The organism is Luteimonas sp. Soil_C_16, assembly GCF_057657295.1.
Genome location: NZ_JBDGIS010000007.1, coordinates 1 through 22,791 on the forward strand (window position 1 = coordinate 1; position 22,791 = coordinate 22,791).

Annotated in this window: 20 protein-coding genes; 11 read left to right on the plus strand and 9 right to left on the minus strand. The window is 68.4% G+C overall.

The annotated features are described in order from the left end of the window. Positions 1-138: 138 nt before the first annotated feature. The 4 genes from AC3A5T_RS13335 to AC3A5T_RS13350 all read right to left on the minus strand — a co-directional run bounded on the left by AC3A5T_RS13335 (position 139) and on the right by AC3A5T_RS13350 (position 7,089). Positions 139-1,398: a DUF819 family protein gene (locus tag AC3A5T_RS13335; RefSeq protein ID WP_487628986.1), complete on the minus strand. Its 1,260-nt coding sequence runs from the start codon at positions 1,396-1,398 to the stop codon at positions 139-141. A 205-nt stretch (positions 1,399-1,603) separates the two neighbouring features. Further along, the gene (locus AC3A5T_RS13340) at positions 1,604-2,860 is read right to left on the minus strand and encodes a DUF819 family protein (protein ID WP_487628987.1); all 1,257 of its coding nucleotides are present in this window, start codon (positions 2,858-2,860) and stop codon (positions 1,604-1,606) included. Between the two features lie 82 nt (positions 2,861-2,942). Then, positions 2,943-5,048: a dipeptidyl-peptidase 5 gene (locus AC3A5T_RS13345; RefSeq protein WP_487628988.1), complete on the minus strand. Its 2,106-nt coding sequence runs from the start codon at positions 5,046-5,048 to the stop codon at positions 2,943-2,945. A 73-nt stretch (positions 5,049-5,121) separates the two neighbouring features. Then, positions 5,122-7,089, minus strand: a complete 1,968-nt coding sequence (locus tag AC3A5T_RS13350) for a S9 family peptidase (RefSeq protein WP_487628989.1) — start codon at positions 7,087-7,089, stop codon at positions 5,122-5,124. A 173-nt stretch (positions 7,090-7,262) separates the two neighbouring features. On the opposite strand from AC3A5T_RS13350, the gene AC3A5T_RS13355 reads away from it, so the two are divergent. After that, the gene (locus AC3A5T_RS13355; protein ID WP_487628990.1) at positions 7,263-8,990 is read left to right on the plus strand and encodes a peptide MFS transporter; all 1,728 of its coding nucleotides are present in this window, start codon (positions 7,263-7,265) and stop codon (positions 8,988-8,990) included. Positions 8,991-9,087: 97 nt separating this feature from the next. Here AC3A5T_RS13355 and ssb read toward each other — a convergent pair whose 3' ends face one another. After that, positions 9,088-9,600 (minus strand): single-stranded DNA-binding protein, encoded by a 513-nt coding sequence (ssb, locus tag AC3A5T_RS13360; RefSeq protein WP_487628991.1) that lies wholly within the window; start codon positions 9,598-9,600, stop codon positions 9,088-9,090. Positions 9,601-9,751: 151 nt separating this feature from the next. Here ssb and AC3A5T_RS13365 point away from each other — a divergent pair, with 151 nt between their 5' ends. Then, on the plus strand, positions 9,752-10,750 hold the full coding sequence (locus AC3A5T_RS13365; RefSeq protein ID WP_487628992.1) for a polyprenyl synthetase family protein: 999 nt from the start codon (positions 9,752-9,754) through the stop codon (positions 10,748-10,750). A gap of 9 nt (positions 10,751-10,759) precedes the next feature. Further along, positions 10,760-11,167, plus strand: a complete 408-nt coding sequence (locus AC3A5T_RS13370) for a DMP19 family protein (protein WP_487628993.1) — start codon at positions 10,760-10,762, stop codon at positions 11,165-11,167. Between the two features lie 21 nt (positions 11,168-11,188). Here AC3A5T_RS13370 and murD read toward each other — a convergent pair whose 3' ends face one another. From murD to AC3A5T_RS13385, 3 genes are read right to left on the minus strand one after another with little or no spacing between them, the layout of a single operon-like run. Next, positions 11,189-12,601: a UDP-N-acetylmuramoyl-L-alanine--D-glutamate ligase gene (gene murD, locus AC3A5T_RS13375; RefSeq protein ID WP_487628994.1), complete on the minus strand. Its 1,413-nt coding sequence runs from the start codon at positions 12,599-12,601 to the stop codon at positions 11,189-11,191. Continuing rightward, on the minus strand, positions 12,582-13,958 hold the full coding sequence (gene murL, locus AC3A5T_RS13380) for a UDP-N-acetyl-alpha-D-muramoyl-L-alanyl-L-glutamate epimerase (protein WP_487628995.1): 1,377 nt from the start codon (positions 13,956-13,958) through the stop codon (positions 12,582-12,584). The genes murD and murL overlap by 20 nt, the downstream gene beginning before the upstream one ends. Beyond that, a complete protein-coding gene (locus tag AC3A5T_RS13385; protein ID WP_487628996.1) occupies positions 13,955-16,546 on the minus strand; it encodes a bifunctional aspartate kinase/diaminopimelate decarboxylase in 2,592 nt (863 codons plus the stop codon). The genes murL and AC3A5T_RS13385 overlap by 4 nt, the downstream gene beginning before the upstream one ends. Before the next feature lie 112 nt (positions 16,547-16,658). Here AC3A5T_RS13385 and AC3A5T_RS13390 point away from each other — a divergent pair, with 112 nt between their 5' ends. Further along, a complete protein-coding gene (locus AC3A5T_RS13390; RefSeq protein WP_487628997.1) occupies positions 16,659-17,528 on the plus strand; it encodes a PhzF family phenazine biosynthesis protein in 870 nt (289 codons plus the stop codon). 39 nt (positions 17,529-17,567) lie between these two features. Further along, positions 17,568-18,446: a PhzF family phenazine biosynthesis protein gene (locus tag AC3A5T_RS13395; RefSeq protein ID WP_487628998.1), complete on the plus strand. Its 879-nt coding sequence runs from the start codon at positions 17,568-17,570 to the stop codon at positions 18,444-18,446. A 91-nt stretch (positions 18,447-18,537) separates the two neighbouring features. On the opposite strand, the gene AC3A5T_RS13400 is transcribed toward AC3A5T_RS13395, so the two are convergent. Then, positions 18,538-18,972 carry an OsmC family protein gene (locus tag AC3A5T_RS13400; RefSeq protein WP_487628999.1) on the minus strand — a complete coding sequence of 145 codons (435 nt, stop codon included), beginning with the start codon at positions 18,970-18,972 and terminating at the stop codon, positions 18,538-18,540. A gap of 115 nt (positions 18,973-19,087) precedes the next feature. On the opposite strand from AC3A5T_RS13400, the gene AC3A5T_RS13405 reads away from it, so the two are divergent. The 6 genes from AC3A5T_RS13405 (at position 19,088) to AC3A5T_RS13430 (ending at position 22,775) form a co-directional block, all read left to right on the plus strand. After that, positions 19,088-19,507 (plus strand): DUF2784 domain-containing protein, encoded by a 420-nt coding sequence (locus AC3A5T_RS13405; RefSeq protein ID WP_487629000.1) that lies wholly within the window; start codon positions 19,088-19,090, stop codon positions 19,505-19,507. A 124-nt stretch (positions 19,508-19,631) separates the two neighbouring features. Further along, entirely contained in the window at positions 19,632-20,036 is a 405-nt protein-coding gene (locus AC3A5T_RS13410; RefSeq protein ID WP_159678313.1) for an HU family DNA-binding protein, read from the plus strand. Between the two features lie 290 nt (positions 20,037-20,326). Continuing rightward, positions 20,327-20,968: a tellurite resistance TerB family protein gene (locus AC3A5T_RS13415; protein ID WP_487629001.1), complete on the plus strand. Its 642-nt coding sequence runs from the start codon at positions 20,327-20,329 to the stop codon at positions 20,966-20,968. A 105-nt stretch (positions 20,969-21,073) separates the two neighbouring features. Further along, on the plus strand, positions 21,074-21,715 hold the full coding sequence (locus AC3A5T_RS13420) for a M23 family metallopeptidase (RefSeq protein ID WP_487629002.1): 642 nt from the start codon (positions 21,074-21,076) through the stop codon (positions 21,713-21,715). Between the two features lie 42 nt (positions 21,716-21,757). After that, positions 21,758-22,303 carry a hypothetical protein gene (locus tag AC3A5T_RS13425; protein WP_487629003.1) on the plus strand — a complete coding sequence of 182 codons (546 nt, stop codon included), beginning with the start codon at positions 21,758-21,760 and terminating at the stop codon, positions 22,301-22,303. A 37-nt stretch (positions 22,304-22,340) separates the two neighbouring features. After that, positions 22,341-22,775 (plus strand): hypothetical protein, encoded by a 435-nt coding sequence (locus AC3A5T_RS13430; protein WP_487629004.1) that lies wholly within the window; start codon positions 22,341-22,343, stop codon positions 22,773-22,775. The last annotated feature ends 16 nt before the right edge of the window (positions 22,776-22,791 follow it).

Sequence of the window (22,791 nt, forward strand, 5' to 3'; positions counted from 1 at the left end):
ACTCGCTGCGCTCAGACATGGGCTGCTCTTCGACCCCGCCGCCCTGCGATGCTCGGCTCGCTTTACGGCTCGATTCAGATCAAAGGCGCAAAGCCAGAGCCGAAGCCGAGCAAAGCGAAAGCAACATTCGAAGCTAGATCACTGCCCCGCCATCGCCCGCAAGCCGATGCCCACCAGATACGCCAGCACCGTCCCGGTCGCATACCCCAGCGCACCGAGCAGCGCGCCGACCGGCGCCAGCGACGGATGGAACACCGACGCCACGACCGGCGCCGACGCGGGCCCGCCGATGTTGCTCTGCGAGCCCATCGCGAAATAGAAAAACGGCACGCGCAGCGCCTTGCCGAGCGCCCACAGCAGCGCGATGTGGATGCTGATCCAGATCAGGCCGAGCAGGAACAGCCAGGGGCGATCAGCGAGCGCGAAGATGTCCATCTGCATGCCGATGCAGGCGATCAGGATGTACAGCAGCAGCGTGCCGATCTTCGAGGCGCCTGCGCCGTCCAGCGTGCGCACGCGGGTGAAGCTCAGGCCCAGGCCGATCAGCGTCGACAGCACGACGACCCAGACGAAGGGCTCGTGCAGGCTGACCTGTCGCGCCCAGCTGACATTGGCGCCGAACCATGCCGATGCCGGCCCGGCGATCGCATGCGACAGGCCGACCGCGCCGAAGGCGATGCCGACGATCAGCATCAGGTCCGTCAGCGACGTCACCCGCTCGTGCTCGGCCTGGTAGCTGGCGAGGCGTGTCTTGAGGTCTTCGATCGCGCGCGTATCGGCGCCGCTGCGCGCATCGATCTTCGCGGCGCGGCCGGCGAGGAAGATCAGCACCGCCATCCACACGTACCCGACGCCGACATCGACGACCACGAACTGGCCGAACGTGGTTTCGTCGACGGCGAAGACTTCCTTCATCGCGACCATGTTCGCGCCGCCGCCGATCCAGCTGCCGGCCAGTGTGGCCATGCCGGCCCAGGTGTCACCGGCGACGGTTTCGGGATGCAGCAGTCCCATGATCCAGAACGCGGCGAAGGCGCCGATCATCACCGTGATCGATGCGCCGATGTACATCAGCAGCAGCTTGGGCCCCAGCCGCAGAACGCCGCGCAGATCGATGGTCAGCGTCAACAGCACCAGGGCGGCCGGCAGCAGCACGCGGCTGGCGACCGGGTTGTAGAGCGCACTCGCGCTGCCGTCGATCAGGCCGACCGTGTTGTAGATGCCGGGGATGAAGTAGCACAGCAGCAGCGCCGGCACGTAGGTGTAGAAGCGCTTCCACGGGCCGCTCGGACGCGACGCGGTCCAGAAGACGGCGGCGAGTGTCGCGGCGATCAGGCCGAACAGCACGATGTCGTTGGTGATCAGCGCCGTCGACGGCGTTGCGGGATCTGCGGCCATGCGCGGCGCCTTCTATCGCCCGCCCGCTGCGCGCAGGCCGCGACGGCGGCGGCCGCGGCAAGGACGCCGTCATCGGCGACGGCGTGGCGGCATCGTGCCACAGCGGAACCGCTGCGCAAGCGCCTTCGCGCGACATGCATCGATCCTGCAAAGTCCGTCCGGCGGTCGCCCGCCGGCGGACAAGATTCCGTCGGCTGTCGCGCCGCTACTGCCCTGCCATCACCCGCAGGATCTGCCCGACCAGATAGGCGATCAGCGTGCCTGTCGCGTAGCCCACCGTGCCGAGCAGCACGCCGACCGGTGCCAGCGTCGGATGGAACGCGGCCGCCACGACCGGTGCCGAAGCCGCGGCGCCGACGTTGCCCATCGAGCCGACGCCGATGTAGAACATCGGCGCCTTGACCAGCCGCGCCGCACCCCAGATCACCAGCACGTGCACCAGCATCCAGATCGCGCCGATGGCGATCAGCTCCAGACGATCGAACAGCCGCATGAAATCCATCTGCATGCCGATGCATGCGATCAGGAAATACAGGAACACGGTGCCGATCTTCGACGCGCCCGCGTCTTCGAGCCGGCGCGCACGGGTGAAGCTCAGCACCAGACCGGCCAGCGTGGAGATCAGCACGACCCAGACGAACGAGGAGTCGAGACTGAAACGCGACGCCCATTCGAAGCGGCCGAACCACGCTGACAGCGGAGTGGCGATCGCGTGCGCCAATCCGACGAAGCCGAAGGCGACCGCGACAATGATCATCAGATCGTTCAGCGTCGGAATCCGCGCGTTCGCGGCTTCGTGCGCGGCGATGCGCGATTTCATCTCGTCGATCGCCGCGGTGTCCGCGCCGCTGCGCGCATCGATCTGAGCCGAGCGGTTGGCGATGAACAGCAGCGTCGCCATCAGCAGGCTGGCCATCGCGACATCGACGACCGCGAACTGCCCGAACAGCGTGGCATCGACCTCGTAGACCTCGCGCATCGCGACCATGTTGGCGCCGCCGCCGATCCAGCTGCCGGCGAGCGCCGCCATGCCTTTCCAGGTATCACCCGCGACCGCGGGCGGATGCACCCAGTCCATGATCTGGAACGACACGATCGCGCCGAGCACGATGCCCACGGTGCCGGCGACGAACACGAACAGCAGCTTCGGCCCGAGCTTGAGGATGCCCTTGAGATCGATCGACAGTGTCAGCAGCACCAGCGCGGCGGGCAGCAGCACGCGGCTGGCGATCGGGTTGTAGAGGCTGTTGCTCTCGCCGTCGATCAGACCGACGGTGTTGTAGAACGCCGGCACGAAGTAGCACAGCAGCAGCGCCGGCACCCAGGCGAAGAACTTCTTCCAGAACGGTGTGGGCCCGCTGGCAAGCCAGAAGATGAGACCGAGGGTGGCCGCAATCAGGCCGAAGAGCACGATGTCGCTGGTGATCAGCGCGGTGGACGGTACAGCGGTTTCGATCGCCATCTTGGCGGACCTCCATTCCTGGTGTTGCGGTGACGCACAGACGCGAACGGCCGGCGTATGCCGGCCGCTCGCTCAGAGCCGCTTACTCGCCGATGTGTTGCTTGAGCCAGGCGTTGACCGTGTCGTGCCACAGCACGCTGTTGTGCGGCTGCAGGACCCAGTGGTTCTCGTCGGGGAAGTACAGCAGCTTCGATTCGATGCCCTTGCGCTGCAGCGCGGTGAACGTCGACAGGCCCTGGTCCACCGGCACGCGGTAGTCCTTCTCGCCCTGCACGACCAGCATCGGCACCTTCCAGTTGGCGACGTGGTTGACCGGGTTCCAGCGCTCGTAGTTCTTCGGCTGGTCGAACGGCGTGCCCTTGTTCTCCCACTCGGTGAACCAGAGCTCTTCGGTGACGTACCCCATCGAGCGCGTGTCGAAGACGCCATCGTGGTTGACCAGGCACTTGAACGGCGCGTTGCCGCGACGGTCGAACCAGTTGCCTGCGATCCAGTTGATCATGTAGCCGCCGTAGCTCGCGCCGAGCGCACAGGCCTTGTCGCCATCGAGGAACGCGTACTTCTCCTGCGCGGCGGCCCAGCCCTTCTGCAGATCCTCGAGCGGCTTGCCGCCCCAGTCGCCGCTGATCGCATCGGTGAACGCCTGGCCGTAGCCGGTCGAGCCGTGGAAATCGATCATGACGACCGCGTAGCCCTGCCCGGCATACGTCTGCGGGTTCCATCGGTAGCTCCAGCCGTTGCCGAAGCTGCCCTGCGGGCCACCGTGGATCAGGAACGCGACCGGATACGTCTGGCCTTCCTGGTAGTTCCACGGCTTGACCACATAGCCGTACACCGTCTCGTTGCCGGCGCCCTTGAACGAGAACTGCTCGAAGTCGCCGAAGGCGACGCCCGGCAGACGCTCGGCCGCGGTCGGCGTGATCTGGCGCAGCTGCGCATCGGTGCCCAGCGACTGCAGCGACCCGGTGTAGAGCGTGTCGCCGCTCTGGATCGAATTGCGGCTCAGTGCAACGGTGTCGCCTGCAATCGCGAACGATGAGATGGAGCCGTCGGCGATGAGCTTGGTGACTTCGCCGCTGGCGACGTCGACGCGGAACAGCGGGTACTCACCCGTGTCCTGCGCAGCGACGTAGAGCGTGCGGCCGTCGGCGGATGGGATGACGCTGCTCGGCGAGCGGTCCCACTGCGGCGCGATCTCGCGGGCCTCGCCGCTGGACACATCCATCGCCATCAGCGCGTAGCGGTCGGCCTCGAAGCCGGGGCGCTGCATCGCGCGGTAGAACAGCGTCGCGCCGTCTTCGCTGAAGACCGGGCCGGTATCCCAGGCGGGATTGGCGCTGGTGAGGTTCACCGGCGCCGCCTCGCCCACCGCGTCGATGCGGTAGAGATCGAAATTCGTCGACCACGGCGCCTCGCGCCCGGCGACCTTGACGCTGGCGACGACCGAGCGGCCATCCGGCGCCCATGTGTAGTCCTCGGCGCCGCCGAACGGCTTGGACGGGATGTCGCCCTCGAGCGCACGGCCCAGCGCACGCACCGTCGTGACCGCGCGTGCGCGCGCGGCCGGCAGATCGGCGACGAACAGGCGGCTCATCGTGCCGTCCTTCCAGGTGTCCCAGTGGCGCACGAACAGCTGGTCGTAGACCACGCCGCTGGCCTTGGCGTCCTTCTGCTCGCCGAGCTTGCGCTTGGTGCAGGCGAGGTCCGCCGCGCAATCTCCGAAGGTATCGGCGCTGAAGGCGACGCGCGTGCCGTCCGGCGAGACCTGGAACGTGCCGATGTCGACCGCGACGTCGGTCAGCTGGCGTGGCGTGCCACCGGCGAGCGGCATCGAGAACACCTGCGCACTGCCGTTCTTGCTGCTGAGGAAGTAGACCGTCTGGCCGTCGGCCGACAGTGCGGGCGAGTTCACGTTCCAGCCGTCGGGTGTGATCCGCTTCGGCGGCGCCATGTCGCGGGTCAGCAGATTGCGCGCGTACAGCGCGGTCGTGGCCTTGCCCGAATCGAAATCCAGCGTGCGCTGGGCGAACACCAGCTGGCGACTATCTGCGGTCAGCAGCGGTGAGGACACGCGGTCCAGCTTGACCAGATCGCGAACGTCGAGCCCGCGCGCGGCCTCACGGTCCTGGGCGACGGCCGGCAATGCGGCGAGCAGGCACAACGGCAACAGCGCGAGGCGCAGGGACATGGCAGGGCTCCGTACAAAGAGCCCGAATGGTAGGCCGGCGCCGCGATGCTGGCAAAGCGGCGCCGGCAGGGCGTCACTGGGCGGCGCGTTGCCCGCCCAGATGCGTGGCGAAGAAGTCGAGCAGCCTGGTGTAGTAGGCGCGACGGTTTTCGGGCTTGTAGAAGCCGTGGCCTTCGCTGTCGACGTAGAGGGTGTCCACCGGGACGCCTGCCGCCCGCAGGGCGCGCTCCATGCGCCGCGTGTGGTCCACGGGCGCGATCTCGTCCTTGCCCCCCGCCACCAGCAGGACCGGCGCCTTGATCTGCGCGGCCCGCTGGGTCGGAGAGGCCGCCAGCAGCGCCTGCGGATCGTTGCCGACCCATTCGTCGAACCACGACTTCATCCAGTTGCTGGTGCGATTGTCCTGGTTGCGCATGAGTGGCAGGTCGTAGACGCCGACATAGCCTGCCGCGCAGCGGTACAGATCGGGCTCGCGCGCCGCGCCCATCAGCGCCGCATACGCGCCGTAGCTGCCACCGTAGATGCAGATCCGCCCGGCGTCCGCGTGGCCCTGCTCGACCGCCCAACGCGTCGCATCGGTGAGGTCATCCTGCATCTTCCCGCCCCACTCGCGTGCACCGGCCTGCTGGAAGCTGCGGCCGTAGCCACCCGATCCCCGGTAGTTGACCTGCAGGACGGCGTAACCGGCCTGCGCGAGCATCTGCGTCTCCGGATCGAAAACCCATTCGTCGGCGATACCGAACGGCCCACCATGCGGCAGCACGATCAATGGCGCCGCTGCGCCCGCCTGCAGGCCTGCCGGGCGGGTCAGGTAGCCGTGCAGCATCAGACCATCGCGCGCCCGGATCGACACCGGCGCCATTGCGGCCATGCGCTCGGGATCGATCTTCGCCCGGCGGGCCAGCACGAAATCCGCCTTCTTGGCGACGGCGTCGTAGCTGAAGAAGCTGCCGGGATCCCGATCGCTTTCGGCGAGCAGAAGCTTGGTGTCGGCATTGCGCGTGGACGATGCCACCGAGATCGAGCTGCCGGGAAAGGCCTGCTCGAACATGCGGAACAGCTTCGCGTCGTCCGATGCGTCGTCGAAGAACGCCATCCGCGGCGTCGCGCCGGCGTAGCGGACGCCGATGGCGACTTCGGTGCCGGGTCGGAACAGGATTTCCGGGTCGACCGTGTCGTCCCGCATCAGTTCGGTCCGCGCGCGCGTGGCGACGTCCATCGCGACGATCGCATCCGGGCCACTGGGCTGGCTCACGCGCAGGTAGGCGATGGAATTGTCCGCAGAGAATCCGACGGGCTCTTCCACCCGACCCGATTGGCCCTGGTGGTTGAGCAGTTCCCAGTCGGCACCTCGCGAGGCGCGATAGAACAGCTGGCTGTGATTGTCCGACTGCGAACCCGTGGCGAAACGCACCTCGCCCGTGTGGTCGGTCACGAACGACGCACGGCGCACGGGCACGGTGGCCACCGTATGCCGACGTCCGGTGTAGACGTCCATCCGGTCCACGCGTGTGTACGGATCGCCCGTGAACGGCGAGATCGCGACGAGCACGTGCTTTGGATCGGCAGGCAACAGGTCGATCGGCCATGCGAAGACCCGTTCTTCCTTCGGGCCGCTGCGGATGTTGGTGCCCAGGCCCGAGTTCTGGACCCGGTATCCCACCAGCAACTGGGCGCGCCCGCCATCTGCGTTCATGGCGTAGAGCTCGCCCGTCGCCATCGGGAAATCGCGCGTGCCGAACTGCTGGGCGAGACCGAACATCAGCCGATCGTCCTTCGCCCACCAGAAATCCGCGATGTGCGTGTTCGCCGGCAACTGGAAGCTGCCCGCGACGCGCCGATCGGCACGGTTCAGCACCGCGATCACGGACCGGTCGCCATTGGGCATCGTGACCGCGAAGTACCGGCCGTCGGGGGAGATCTTGGCGTCCTGGACGCCTTCGTCCTCGACGAAGGGCGCAAGGTCCACCTGCGCATGGAGATGGGGCGCAGCCAGGCACGACAGCGCGATGCACATCGAAAGCAGTCCTTTGCGGACCATACGAAACTCCTGATCTCTTGCGCCGCGCCCCGATCGTCGAAGACGGTCTCCCCGGGCACGGCGGCCCTCATCGTAGCGATGCGCGATCAGCCGGCAAGCCCCCCCGATGCACGGCATCCGCAGCGCGAAGCGCCGGGCCTATACTCGCGCCTTCGCCCGCCCGGACCACGGCATTGCGCGCTGTCACCGCTTCCTCCGCCGCGTCGCACGCGGACTTTCTGGGCCACCCCAAGGGCGTCTTCGTCTGCTTCTTCACCGAAATGTGGGAGCGCTTCTCGTTCTACGGGATGAAGGCGCTGCTGCTGCTCTACATCCTCAAGTACCACCTGTTCGGCGACGACGCCGGCTTCGATCTGCTCGGCGCATACGGCGGTCTGGTGTACGCGGTGCCGGTGATCGGCGGCCTGCTGGCCGATCGCTATCTGGGCATGCGCAAGGCCGTGGTACTCGGCGGCGTGCTGCTGGTGCTCGGCCATCTGGGCATGGCCTACGAGGGCGAGCAGGCGCGGATCGTCGATGGCGTCGTCATCCGCGACGAGGCCGCGCTGCAGGTGTTCTATCTGTCGCTGGCGCTGATCATCATGGGCGTCGGGTTTCTGAAGCCGAACATCTCGACGATCGTCGGCAAGCTCTACGCGCCCGAGGATCCGCGGCGCGATTCCGGGTTCACGCTGTTCTATGCGGGCATCAACGTCGGCGCGCTGTCCGCGAGCCTAGTGTGCGCGTTCCTGGGCGAGACCTACGGCTGGAAGTACGGCTTCGGCGCGGCCGGCATCGGCATGATCGCCGGGCTGATCGTCTTCATCTGGGGCCAGAAGTATCTCTACGGGCTCGCGGAACCGAACGACCCGGCGAAGCTGCGCGAACGCGTCGGTCCGCTGTCGCGCGAGTGGTGGATCTACGTCGGCAGCGTCGCCGGTGCGCTGCTGGTCTGGCAGCTGATCCAGCGCACCTGGACCGTGCATGGCGCGATGCACCTGATCGCCGTCGCGCTCGCGGTGTGGTTCGTCTGGTTCCTCGTGCGCCACTGCACGAAAGTCGAGCGCCAGCAGATGCTGGCGCTGGTGCTGCTGATCATCGGCGTGCTGATCTTCTTCACCCTCTACGAGCAGACCTACGGCTCCTGGGTCACGTTCACCGATCGCATGCTGACCAAGGACCTGTTCGGCCTGACACCAGGCAACTACACGCCCGGCATTCCATGGGCGATCTTCGCGCTCGCCATCAGCCCGATCCTGATGGTCACTGCGCTGCGCGCCAGCGATCGCGGCCATGGCGGGCTGGCGAAGGCGGCGGTCATCGCGATGGTCGTCGCGCTCGCGATCGCGCTGGTCCACGACGTGGTGCTGGTGCCGCAGACCGCGGGTTCGCTGACCTTCCTCGGCGCGTTCTTCATCGTCGTGCTGGCGCCGATCTTCTCGTGGCTGTGGCCATGGCTGGACCGCCGCGGGCTCAACCCGAGCAAGCCGGCGAAGATGGCGATCGGCCTGGTGTTCGCGGGCCTCGCCTTCGTGCCGCTGATGCTGGCGGCGCATTCGGCCGGCAGCGGCGTGCTCGCCAGCGTGTGGTGGCTCGTGCTGGCGTATTTCCTGCTGGAACTGGGCGAAATGTGCCTCTCGCCGATCGGCCTGTCGGCGGTGACCCAGCTGTCGGTCGCACGCGTGGTCGGCCTGATGATGGGCGCGTTCTGGCTGGCGACCGCGTACTCGGAAGTGCTGGCCGCGCAGTTCGGCAAGCTGACCTCGATGGAGGTGCTCGAGGGCGAGACCTTCGACATGGCGGTCGCGGCCACGCGCTACGCCGATCTGTTCCAGCTGATGCTGTGGATCGGCGTCGGCTCGGGCATCGCCTATTTCGTGCTGTCGCCACTGGTGCGGCGCTGGATGCACGGGGTGCGCTGAGGCGCGCAGCACCGGTCTTCCGGACCGTCGATCCCTGAAACGCAGAACCCCCGATCGCTCGGGGGTTCGTGCGGTACACCAGGCGACGTGCGTCCGATCAGAACGGGATGTCGTCGTCCGAGAAGTCGTCCATCGGCGCGGGGCGCTGCTGCGGCGGCGCCTGACGCTGCGGCGGCGCGCTGCGCTGGGGGGCGTCACCGCCGCCACCGGCCGAACGCTGCGGACGGTTGCCGCGCTCGTAATTGCCACCACCGCCAGCACCACCGCCGCCGTCACCACGGCCGCCGAGCATCTGCATCTCGTTGGCGACGATGTCGGTCGTGTACTTCTCCACGCCGTCCTGGCCGGTGTACTTGTCGTAGCGGATCTCGCCCTCGACGTAGCACTGGCTGCCCTTGCGCAGGTACTCGCCGGCGATCTCGCCGAGCTTGCCGAAGAACACCACGCGGTGCCATTCGGTGCGCTCCTGCTTGTTGCCGTCCTTGTCGTTGCGCACGCTGGTCGTGGCCAGGCTGATGCGGGTCACGGCCATGCCGCCCTGGGTGTACTTGGTGTCGGGGTCGTTGCCGAGATTGCCGACCAGGATGACTTTGTTGACGCCGCGGGCCATGGGAATTCCTTGGATTGCGCCGGCATGGAAACCGGCGTGATGGACCGCGACAGTATAGCCGCCAGCCGGTCGGCGTCCGCCCCCCACCCTCGCCCGCACGCCGTTGTCGGGCGTCTCCTATAATTCCGGGCCTGCCTGTCCCGGATCCTGCATGAACAACGTCGACCACCCGGCCGCCCGCCTCGATCTGCCGGCGATCCAGGCCCTCGCCGCGGGCGACATGGCCGCCATCGACGCGCTGATCCGCGACCGTCTGGCCTCCGACGTGGTGCTGATCAACCAGGTCGCCGAACACATCGTCTCGGCGGGCGGCAAGCGCCTGCGACCGATGCTGGTGATGCTGGCCGGCCGCGCGACCGGCGCCGTCGGCGCCGAGCACCACCAGCTGGCGGCGATCGTGGAGTTCATCCACACCTCGACCCTGCTGCACGACGACGTGGTCGACGAATCCGACCTGCGCCGTGGCCGCAGCACCGCGAACGCGATCTGGGGCAACGCCGCCAGCGTGCTGGTCGGCGACTTCCTGTATTCGCGCAGCTTCCAGCTGATGGTCGAACTCGACCGCATGCCGGTCATGCGCATCCTCGCCGACACCACCAACCGCATCGCCGAAGGCGAGGTGCTGCAGCTGCTGCACGTGCGCAACCCGGACACCGACGAGACCGCCTACCTCAACGTCATCGAGCGCAAGACCGCGGTGCTGTTCGCCGCCGGCACGCAGCTCGGCGCACTGGCCTCCGGCGCGGATGAAGCGACGCAGCAGGCGCTGTACGACTACGGCATGCAACTGGGCTATGCGTTCCAGATCGCGGACGACGTGCTCGACTATTCGGGCGACGCCGACGCGCTGGGCAAGAACCTCGGCGACGATCTCGCCGAAGGCAAGGCCACGCTGCCGATGATCCACGCCATGGCGCAGGCCGCGCCGGATGTGCGTGCGCGCCTGCGGACCATCGTCGAGACCGGCGATACCGATGCGCTGCCCGAAGTGCTGGCCGCGATCGACGCCGCCGGCAGCCTCGACTACAGCCGCGCCCGCGCGCTCGCCTATGCAGAGGCCGCCGAACATGCTCTCGCGGGACTCGGCGACAACGATGCCGTCGCCGCACTGCGCGGCCTGGCGCGCTACGCGGTCGAACGCGGGCATTAGTCTTCTGCTATGCCCGCCCTGCGACTCGCCGCGGCGTATGCCGCTCTTGCAGACGCAGGCGGCGATCCACTTGATATCGGCCTTTTCGATCGCGCGTGTGTGCTCGTCGATACCGCATTCGGTTTGGTACAGAACGGCGGATTCGAAAGATTCTTCGGGTCCGATTTTCCCGGCCAACCGCATTACGCCGAATTTTCAGACGCATTCGAGCGTGTTGGACTCGTGGAGTTCGCGGGCCGTTTTCGCGAAGCCGTTGATGCGTTCCCCTTCCCTGATCCGCATCTCGATGTGAAAAAGCGACGCGATCTCCTTGCATCATCGTCGGAGCTCGCGTCGCAGATTGCAGCGCTCAACGTTGAGGCGTGGACGATCGAAGACCTGGACGAAAGACTCCAGCGCGTATCTCACGAAGCGTGAGGTCGACCAGCCCGCTGTTACCTACGCGATCCCGATCCCCGGAATCGCCGTGATCGCATCCGGATCGAAACCGCCCAGCGCGGCGAAATGGCGCCCGCGCGCGGTGTAGTCGCGGTAGGCGCCGAAGCTGGGCGCGCCCGGCGACAGCAGCAGCACGCCCTCGCCGTCCAGTACCGTGCGCGCCTGTGCGATCGCCGATTCGAGATCGTCGGCTGCCGACAATTGGAACCCGGCGTCGCGCGCGACCGGTGCCAGCAGATCGAAGATGCGTGGGCCGTTCTGGCCCATGGTCACGATCGCGTGCGGCGCGCCGGTGCGCATCGCGTCGGCGAACGCCTGCCAGTCGAGGCCGCGGTCGTGCCCGCCGACCAGCAAGGCGACGCGCCGGTCGCGATAGACCTCGAGTGCCGCAAGACTCGCGTGCGGCGTCGTGCTGATCGAATCGTTGACCCACAGCACGCCATCGCGCGTGCCCAGCGGCTGCAGGCGATGCGGCAACGGCACGAAGTCCGCGGCGGCCGCGGCCAGCGGTGCGGCGTCGATGCCCAGAGCTTCGATCGCGGTCAGCACGGCGCACAGATTGCCGCGGTTGTGCCGGCCCGGAAGCGGCAGGCCCACGGTGTCCATCACCGCGATGTCGCGGCGATACAGGACGTCGCCGCGCAGATGCCAGCCATCCGGCGTGCCGAACCAGTGGATCCTGCTGTCCGGCAACACCAGCGCGGCGAGCCGCGCATCGTTGGCATTGAGCACGGCGATGCGCGGCCGCGCCCGCGTGACCAGCGCCAGCTTGTCGTCGATGTACTGCGTCTCGCTGCCGTGCCAGTCGAGATGTTCGGGGAAGATGTTGGTGACGACCGCGATGTCGGGCCGCACGCCGCCGGTGGAGACATCGCCGGTCTGGTAGCTCGACAGTTCGATCGCCCAGGCATCGGCGTCGGCATCGAGCAGTTCCAGCAGCGGCAGGCCGATGTTGCCGGCCAGTGCCGTACGCAGGCCGTGCGCGCGCAACAGATGCGCGAGCAACGCGGTCGTCGTGCTCTTGCCCTTGGTACCGGTGACGCAGACCGTGCCGGCCGCAACGTCACCCGGCGCGGCGCGTGTGGCGAACCACAGCGCGGTACCGCCGACGAACTGCGTGCCCTGCGCGGCGGCGGCCATCGCATCGCGCGCGTAGGGGCTGATGCCGGGCGACTTCACGACGACCGCGCAGGCCGACAGGCGTGCGGCGTCGATGCCGGTATCGCAGCTCAGCAGCGCATCGCCGAGCGTCGCTGCATCACTGGCTTCGTCGGCGTTGCAGAACAGCGTCAGCGGCAGCGTCGGCGCACCGCTGCGGATAGCGCGCCAGGCGGCGCGGCCTTCGCGACCCCAGCCCCACAGGGCAATGCGGCCGCCGTTGGCGGCGATCGCCTCAAGCTGCGAGATGCGCACGCAGGCGATCCCACAGCACGTCGGGAATACGGTGCGCGTCGTTTTTGACCGCCAGCAGGCCCGTGACATCCAGCTCACCCGCTTCAAGTTGCGGCGCGATCTCACGGGCGAAGCGCGCGACGATCGCGTCCTCGCGCCACTCCGGACGCTTCGCCAGCGCTGCCATCGCCGCGCGCGATTCACGACCTTCGCCGACGCATTCGAAGGGCTTGTGGTCCTGGTACTCGAGCAGGGCGTCGTAGCCCGGCACCTGCGACGGATCGTCGAGCAGATTGCGGCCGAAAATCGACACCAGGCGCGGCTTGGGCATGAACGGCGCGAGTGCCAGGAAGACGAAGTGGCACTTCGGGCAGATGCCGCACCAGCGGTTCACCGGCCGCTCGCCGAGCAGATGGAAGTTGCGGTTGCAGCTGGAGAAATGCGCGTCGTAGCGATCGGTCTTCGCGAACTGGCGCGCGACCGCGAGTTCCGACAGCGGCCGCAGCAGCGAGTAGTAGTGCAGGTCCGCGGCCACGCGCGCCTGCACGTGGTCGCCGAACGCGCGCTCGAATGCCCAGCCCTTCGACCACTGGTGATTCACTTCGCGCGTTTCACCGCCGGACGCATCCTTGATCAGGCTGCCATAGCTGGCCGAACGCTCGTTGGAGAACACCACTTGATCGACGCCGTGCAGCACGGCGGCCAGCACGAGGATCGCCGAGTTGATCGCGGTGACCGGGATGTGCCCGTTCCACGCGCCCTGGCGGTTGTACTCGAACAGTTCCGGCGCGATCTGACGGCCGATGTTGAGCGTCGGCAGACCGGTGCGCTCGGCACAGACGCGGATCAGCTGCGAGCCGCCGATCCAGCTGACGGTCTGTTCGATGCCCAACGCGCGCAGCGCTTCGATCGAGACCAGCGAATCCTTGCCGCCGCCGATCGCGACCAGTGCATGCGTGCGCAGGCCGAGCGCAGGTGCTCCGGCAGTCGCAGCTGCGTCATGTGGGAAGCGGATCTTGCCGTGCAGGTCCAGGCCATTGCGATACGCGAACTCGCCGAGCCCGTGCACGTACACGTCCTCGAGCAGCGCCGCGGTCGCCGCATCGATCGCATAACCCTCGATGCGGATGTCGGTCGGCACCGCGGCCTTGTAGTAACTGACACCGGCGATCAGGTGGAGCAGACGCAGCGCCTGTGTCGCGGCCTCGGCGCGCGCCGCATCGAGCGCGAACGGCGCACCCGGCACGGTCACGGTTTCGATCAGCTCGGGACCGTCGTCGAAGGCGTAGCGCAGACGCGCGACGCCGGTCGCGGCGTCGAGGTCGCAATCGATGAAGCGGAAACTGCGGACCGCATGGCGGTCGAAGACAACACTCATTCCAGAACATCCTGCTGCGGCAGCTGCCGCAGGTTGTAGGTATTGGCCATGACGAAGCCGTAGGCGCCGGCGTCGGCGATCAGCACGGTGTCGCCTTCGCGGGTCGCGGCGGGCAGGCGACGGCGCGTACCGAACACGTCGCTCGATTCGCAGATCGGGCCGACGATCTCGACCGTGGCCTCGACCGCGTCGTCGAGACGCGTCAGGTTGTGGATGCCGTGCCAGGCGTCGTACAGCGCCGGCCGCATCAGGCTGTGCATGCCGGCGTCGACACCGACGCGGCGCGTGTCCAGCTTGTCCACGACCTGGGTCACAGTGGTCAGCAGCACGCCGGCCTCGGCGACGAGGTAGCGGCCCGGCTCGATCGCCAGACGATAGCGCGGGTATTCGGCCTTGATCGCCGCCAGACCCGCGGCCCAGGCCGGAATGTCGAAGGGCACGTCGTCGGGGCGATACGGAATCGGCAGGCCGCCGCCGATGTCGATCGTGTCGACGGTGCCGACCGCATCGGCGAACCCGGCGAGTTCCGCGTAGACCTCGCGCCAGTGCGCCACGGTCTCGATGCCGCTGCCCAGATGCGCGTGGATGCCGGTGATGCGCGCGTCGACTTCTTCGGCCGCGATCAGGAATTGATCGAACGCACCCAGCGGCAGGCCGAACTTCGATGCCGCGCCACCGGTGACGACCTTGGCGTGGTGGCCGTCGCCGCGGCCCAGATCGAGACGCAGCCACAGGTCGCGGCCGCGGAAGACGTCCGGCCAGTTGCGCAGCGCTTCGACGTTGTCGACCGTCACGGTGACGCCGCGCGCGTAAGCGGCCGCGTACTCGCTGCGCGGGGCGAAGCTCGGCGTGAACAGCACGCGCGCGGGATCGAGATCCGGCAGCACCTCGAACACGTGCGCGAGCTCGCCCTGCGACACGCATTCCAGACCGAAGCCGGCGTCGACCAGCGTGCGCAGGATGGCCGGATGCGGATTGGCCTTGATCGCGAAGAAGCGGCGGTCGATCGCGTCAGCCGTCGACAGCGCAGCCGCGCGTTCGCGCACCGTCGGCAGGTGATAGACGTAATGCGGCCGGCCCGGCTCGGCGAGTGTCAGCAGCGACTCGCGCGCGCCCTGCCACCACTGCGGCGCACGTTCGCGGCGGCCGTGGGCGATCTCGCGCCAGCTCGGTCCGAACACGGTCTCGTCGTGTACCGGCATCGCGCCACTGTCGATCAGCTCGGCATGCAGCACCGGCAGCAGACCGTCGGCGTCGGCCTCGTCGATGACGAAGGTCAGGTTGAGATCGTTCGACGACTGCGAGATCAGGTGCACGCGTTCCTTGCCGAACGTGGCCCAGACATCCGAGAGCTTGTGCAGCAGCGAACGCATGCCGCGGCCGACGAGGGTGATCGCCGCGCAGGGCGCGATGACCTTGACCCGGCAGACTTCGGCCAGATCGTCGCTCAACCGCGCCAGCACGTCGGTGCTGACGAGGTTCTCGCTGGGATCCAGCGAGACGGTGACGTTGGTCTCCGACGAGCCGATCAGATCGACCGACAGGCCATGCCGCTTGAAGCGCTCGAACACGTCGGCGAGGAAGCCGACCTGCTGCCACATGCCGATACCTTCCATCGACACCAGCACGATGCCGTTGCGGCGGCTGATCGCCTTGACGCCCGGCACCGGCTCGGCGCTCGCATCGATCGCGGTGCCCGGCAGATCGGGACGTTCGGTGTCGAGGATCGCCATCGGCACGCCGCCGTCGCGGCAGGGCTTGATCGAACGCGGATGCAGCACTTTGGCGCCGGTGGTCGCGATTTCCTGCGCTTCGGCGTAATCCAGCCGTGCGAGCAGACGTGCGTCGGGCACGTCGCGCGGATTCGCGCTGAACATGCCGGGCACGTCGGTCCAGATCTCGACGCGGCGCGCGCCAAGCAACGCACCGAAATACGCCGCCGACGTATCCGAGCCACCCCGGCCGAGAATCGCGGTGCCACCGTCGCCATGACGCGCGATGAAGCCCTGGGTCAGCAGCATCCGCGGCGCCTGCGCGGCGAACCTAGCGCGCCAGTCGCCGTCGGGTTCGCGCTTGCAGTTCACCGACAGGCGCAGCGCCCAGTCGCTCTGGTTCGGCAGCGCGACCGCGTCCAGCCAGTCGCGCGCATCGCACCAGCCGAAATCCAGACCCTGCGCCGCGAGGTAGGCCGCGCCAATCGTTGAGGACAGGAGTTCACCCTGCCCCAGCACCTCGGCCTGCCAGTCGAGCGTGCGCGTCGCCGCGCGGGCATCGGTGACGAGCGCCTGCAACGCAGCGAGACGCGCGCCGAGCACCGCATCGACATCCAGCTCGAGTTCGGCGACGAACGCGCGGTGGCGCTCGACCAGCGCGGCGACGCGCGCGGACGAATCCGCGGCGCCATCGGCGATCGCGGTCAATTCGTTGGTGACGCCCGACAGTGCGGAGACCACCACCAGCACGCGCGCGTCCTGCTCCAGTGCCCGGCGTTTCGCCAGTCGGCCGATGGTGTCCCAGCGGTGGCGACGCGACACCGAGGTGCCGCCGAACTTGAGCACGATCCAGCGATCGTCAGGGGGTGAGGACATCGAGGTGGGGTCTCGGATGGGGGGCGAAAAACAGGCGCGACGACCGGCATGCGGTGACAACGCGCGCGATGACAGGCGATTCTAAAGCAACCCCCGCCCCCGAGAGACCCCGATGCATCGCCGTTATCTGCAGCTGGATGTGTTCTCCGACCGGCCCGGTGCCGGCAATCCGCTCGGCGTGGTGGTCGATGCCGACGGGCTCGATGGCGCGGCGATGCAGGCCATCGCGAACTGGACGAACCTCTCGGAAACCATCTTCCTACTGCCACCCGATCCCGACGCCGATTACCGCGTGCGCATCTTCACCCCACGCCAGGAGCTGCCGTTCGCGGGCCATCCCAGCGTCGGCGCCGCCTGGGCGGCGCTGGACCAGGGGCTCGCGACGCCGCGGTCCGGTGCGCTGGTGCAGCAGTGCGCGGCCGGTCTGCTGCCGGTGCGCATCGACAGTCGCGACGGCCACACGCGGCCGAGCGTGCGGGCCCCACGCGCCGTGCACCGCGTCTCGCCGGACGGCATCGAGGCCCAGCTCGATGCGGTGCTGCAGGCGCTCGGCGCCATCGATGCGCCGCATGCGCTGCTCGACAACGGGCCGCGCTGGTGGTGCGTGGATCTCAGCACGTCCGCCGCCGTGCGCGCACTCGCGCCGCCGTTGGCGGAGATCGCCGCGCTGTGTCTGGCCAGCGACGCGGTGGGCGTGGCGGTCTGCGGGCGCAGCGAGGCGGTCGATCATGCGCTCGTGGTGCGCGCGTTCTGCCCCGCCGACGGCGTGCCGGAAGATCCGGTGACCGGCAGCGCGAATGCCGCGATCGCCGCGTGGCTGCACATGGACCGGGCCGAGGACGGCCGCGTGATCCGCTACGTCGCCAGCCAGGGCCGCGAGCTGGGCCGCGATGGTCGCGTCGAGGTCGAGATCGATCCGGCCGGCGAGGTCTGGATCGGCGGCGCGGTGCAGGCGGTCATCCGCGGGACATTCGACTGGTGAGCGGACCGCTACACTGTCGCGCCGCGTGACGCTCCCGCCATGACTTCCCGCCGTTTCGTCCAGGTGGACGTATTCGCCGACCGGCCCGGTGCCGGCAATCCGCTCGCCGTGGTGCTCGATGCCGACGGGCTCGACGACGCCACGATGCAGGCCATCGCCCGCTGGACGCGTCTGCCCGAGACCACGTTCGTGTTTCCGGCCACGTCCGACGACGCCAGCTACGGCATCCGCATGTTTTCGCCACGCCGCGAAGTGCCCTTCGCCGGGCACCCGAGCGTCGGCACCGCGCACGTCGTGCTCGAAGCCGGGCTCGCCACGCCGCGCGATGGTCTGCTGGTGCAGGACGGCATCGCCGGCAAGCTGCCGCTGGAAGTCGTCGGCGACGGTGCGACGCGCACGATCGCCGTGCGCACACCGCGGGCGTCGGTCATTGAGACCGCATCGGCGGACGATCCGCGCTTGCGCGATGTGCTCGCGGCGATGCCGCTCGGCGCGCTGCCACCCGTCCTGATGGACGGCGGTCGCCGCTGGTGGCTGGCCGAGCTCGCGAGCGAGGCCGACCTGCGCGCCGCGACGCCGGACTGGAATGCGATCGGCGCACTCGCCGAGGCCACGGGCAGCATGGGGCTGTGCGCATTCGCGCGCTCCAGTGACCCGGTGCATCACCTCGCAGTGCGCGCCTTCGTCGGTTCCACCGGCCATTTCGAGGATGCCGCGTCCGGCGCCGCGAACGCGACGCTGGCCGCTTGGCTGGCCGATCGCGACGCCCTGCCCGGCAGCAAGGGCCGCTACCGCATCAGCCAGGGCCGCGAGGTCGGCCACGATGCGATCATCGAACTGCACGTCGACGGCAACGGCGATGTCTGGTCCGGCGGTCGCGTGCAGACCGTGGTACGCGGGACGATCGACTGGCGCTGAGCCCCCGCGCCGCCGGGCCGCGGTCCGGTAGCACACCGCAGACACGACAACGCCGCGCCGGTTGCCCGACGCGGCGTTCTGCGTTCACCACTCAGCTTTCGAGTTCGGCGTCCAGCGACAGCGGCACTGCCGACAGCGCCTTCGACACCGGGCAGTTCTGCTTGGCGTCATCGGCGAGCTCGCGGAACTTCGCCGCGTCGATGCCCGGCACTTTGGCGCGGGTCTTCAGACGGATCGAACTGATCTGCGGACCGCCGTCCATCGACAGGTCGACGTCGGCGCGCGTGTCCAGCGATTCGGGCGGAAAGCCCGCCTCGGTGAGCTTGGCCGACAGCGCCATCGTGAAGCAGCCCGCGTGCGCGGCGGCGATCAGTTCTTCGGGATTGGTGCCTGTCTCGTCGCCGAAGCGGGTGCCGAACGCGTAGCGCGTCTCCGACAGCAGGCCGCTCTGCGGCGTCGACAGCGTGCCCTTGCCGGACTTCAGATCACCGGTCCAGTGGGCGATGGCGTGACGGGCGATACCCATGTGTGTGCTCCTCGAGAGTTGGGGCGTGCATGGTGGCCCCCCATCCGTTACGCGCGCGTCCCGGTGATGCGACGCAGCACCTGCAGGCCGACGGCGGATGCACGATGATCCGGCCATGACACTCTCACCCTCGCTCGCCGCCGTGCTCGCCGACGCCGTGCTCGCAGTCCATGTCGGCATCGCGGCATTCGTCGTCGGCATGACGCTCGCACTGCTGGTCGGCGGCCCGCTCGGCTGGCGCTGGGTGCGCCGCAGGTGGCTGCGCTGGCTGCACGTCGCGCTGGTCGTGGTGATCGCCGTGCAGGCCTGGCTCGGGCGCCTGTGCCCGCTGACGATCTGGGAACAGTGGCTGCGTGCGCGCGCCGGACAGCAGACCTACAACGAATCCTTCGTCGGGCACTGGTTGTCGACGGTGCTGTTTTTCGAGGCGCCGTGGTGGAGTTTCGTCGCCGCCTACAGCGTGCTCGCACTGGTGGTCGCCGGTGCCTGGATCCTGTGGCCGCCCCGTCCCCGCGCTTCGCGCCAGGACCGCTAAACGCAAAAGCCCTGTTTTTTTGCGGTTTCCTATTGGCGCACGTGCCACGATGCCCTACATTCCGCTTGCCGGCTCGCTCGGCCCGGACAACTCAATCATCACTCGACGAGGGAACCACACGCTCATGGCAACGAAGAAGGCCCCCACCAAGAAAGCCCCGGCCAAGAAGGCTGCTGCGCCGAAGAAGGCCGCCGCCGCGAAGCCGGCAGCACCGAAGCCGATCAAGGAAGCCCTGAGCAAGTCGGGCCTGGTCGCACACATCGCCGAATCCACCGGCGTCGTGGCGAAGGACGTGCGCGCGGTGTTCGCTGCGCTCGAAGGCGCCGTGCACGGCTCGATCAGCAAGAAGGGCGCGGGTTCGTTCACCCTGCCCGGCCTGCTGAAGATCACGTCGGTCAGCGTGCCGGCCAAGCCGAAGCGCAAGGGCATCAACCCCTTCACCAAGGAAGAGCAGTGGTTCGCTGCCAAGCCCGCCTCGGTCAAGGTCAAGGTGCGCCCGCTCAAGAAGCTCAAGGACGCCGCTGCCTGATTCCAGGCGCCACGTGTCTTTCGATCGGGACGGCCTTGGCCGTCCCGATTTCGTTTCAGGGTTCCTCGACGGCTTGGCCGTCCCGACTTCGTTTCAGCGCTCCCTCGACGGCTTGGCCGTCCCGATTTCGTTTGGGGACGGCGCGATGCGATGTCTTCGCCCGCCTGCTTCGAACATGACGCTCACCCGGTTCTGAACGATTCGTCCGGCGAAGCGAACCGTGCACATCCGGTGAACGTTGACCGCCGCATGCTCGGCGCCGTTTTCTCCCTACCGATGGATATCGAACGATGAGCTTCCAGGCCTTCCTCAATCATCTGCTCACTTCGCAGGCCGGCGGCAAGCCCGGCAGCAGCCTACTCAATGCGGATTTCGGCAAGGGCGCGGCCACCGGCGGCGCGCTGGGCCTGCTGCTCGGCAAGAACAAGAAGACCCGCAAGGTCGCAACCTATGGCGGCCTCGCCGCGATCGGCGTCATGGCGTATAAGGCCTACGGCGATTACCAGAAGCAGCAGGCCGGAGCGGCGACCGTCGCGCCGCAGACCGTCGACCGTCTGCCCGCGCCGCAAGTCGACATCCACAGCCAGGCGATCCTCAAGGCGCTGGTCGCCGCCGCGAAAGCCGACGGCCACATCGACGCGCGCGAGCGCGAAGTCATCGAAGGCGAATTCAAGCGCATCGACGAGGGCGCCGACGTGCAGCGCTGGCTACATGCGGAACTGGAAAAGCCGCTGGATCCGGCGGAAGTGGCCAGCGCCGCGAGCACGCCCGAGATCGCCTCGGAGATGTATCTCGCCAGCGTGCTGGTCGCCGACGAGACCAGCTTCATGGAACGCAGCTATCTCGACGAACTCGCGCGCCAGCTCAAGCTCGCGCCCGAACTCAAGACGCGGCTCGAACAGGAAGTGAAAGCGAACGCCGACGCGCGCTGAGTCCGTCTCGTTTGTCCCGAACGGCCTGCCTCGTGCAGGCCGTTCTGCATTGCGCGACCCGCTGCACTGACTCCGTCTTCGCGCACGGTCTGCGACGCTGACGTCATGTCAGAGCCCGATCCCACACCCGGTTCCACCCCACCGGCCGCACCGAAACCCGTGCGCAAGCCGCGCCGCGATTACACGCCGCAGCTTCGGGCCACGCTGGGCTTCGTGTTCTGGGCGGGCCTGTTCTCCGCTGCAGGCTACTGGGCCTGGCATCAGCCGTTCATGGCGAAACCGCGCGCGATTGCGGCGCTGTCCGCGGCGCCAGCGCCGGAATCGCTGCCGATGCCGGTCGACGGCGTGCGCGCCTCGCGCGTCGCCGACACCTACGGTGCGCCACGCGGACGCGACCGCCAGCACGAGGGCGTCGACATCTTCGCGCCCCGCGGCACGCCGGTGCGCAGTACGACCGACGGCCTCGTCGTCGGCGTGCGCGAAAGCGGCCTCGGCGGCAAGCAGGTGTGGGTCATGGGCCCGGGCCGGCAGCGTCATTACTATGCGCATCTCGACGGCTTCGCGGATCTGCTCGAAGTCGGCGATCTGGTGCGGCCGGGCGATGCGCTCGGCGTCGTCGGCGACACCGGCAATGCGCGCGGCACGCCGCCGCATCTGCATTACGGCGTCTACGCCAGCGACGGCGCGTTCGACCCGCTGCCGCTGCTGCGTGCACACGGTGCCGACAACGGCGACGCAGCGCGCTAGCATCCGGTCGTTGCCGCGCATGCGGTGCAGGGGAACATCCGGATGTCGCATCGCGCCTGGTGGCTGGTCATCGCGACCATCGTGTTGCTCGGCATCGCCGTCGCGGTGCAGGAAGGCCTGCGCCGCGATGCGGAAGACCTGCCATCGCCGGATTCGCCCGCCGCCGCCGCGTCGACTGCATCCGCCCCGTCGCCCGATGCCGCGGGAGCGGCCGCCAGTGCCGGACTGCAGGCGGCGCACGATGCCGCGATGCGCGACGCCGTCTCCGCCGTGCACGCCTATCTCGCCGCATTGTTCAAGGACGAGCGCAGCGAAGCCGATGCCATGTGGATCCACGGCCGTCCCGCATCACAGGGCGAAGCGGACCTGCGCACGCTCGAAGACGTGACCGGGCTGCGCGTCGACAACGCACGGCCGCAGCCACTCGATGCGACGCCGGTGCCCGCCGCGCTGCGCATTCCGGTGCATCTGCGCATCGGTGGACAGGGGCCGCTGCGCCGCTACAGCGGGCATTACGATCTGCGCCGCGACGGCGAGACCTGGCGCATCACCGCGGCGTCCATCGATCCGTCACCCGCGCAGCGCTAATCTGGGCCGAGCGACGCGCCTCTTCGGACACCCTGCAATGGACAAACGGTTCTGGATCTGCGGCCTCACCATCTCCGCCACCGCGCTGGCGCTGGGCTTCTTCGTGCACGGCCTGCTGCTGCGCGACGACTATCTCGCCCTCGCCCACCTGTTCCGCCCGCAGGCGGATGCGAACGCGCAGGTCGCCTGGATCCTGCTCGCCTATCTGTCGCTGGGACTGGCGATGACCTGGCTCTACCGCTGGCTGCCGCCGCCGCATCGCAGCAAGCGCTGGCACGGCGCACGCTTCGGCCTGGCGATCGCGCTGGTGTCGTTCGTGCCCTGGCATCTGCTCGCGCATGCAGGCCAGCCGTTTCCGCTGACCCTGTCGCTGAAGCAGATCGTCTTCGACGTGATCGCGATGCTGCTGCTCGGCCTGCTGCTCGCCTGGCTGCAGCCGCACCGCCGGCCGCTGGCGCCTGCGCCGGAGTGACGCGCCGCTAATCCCG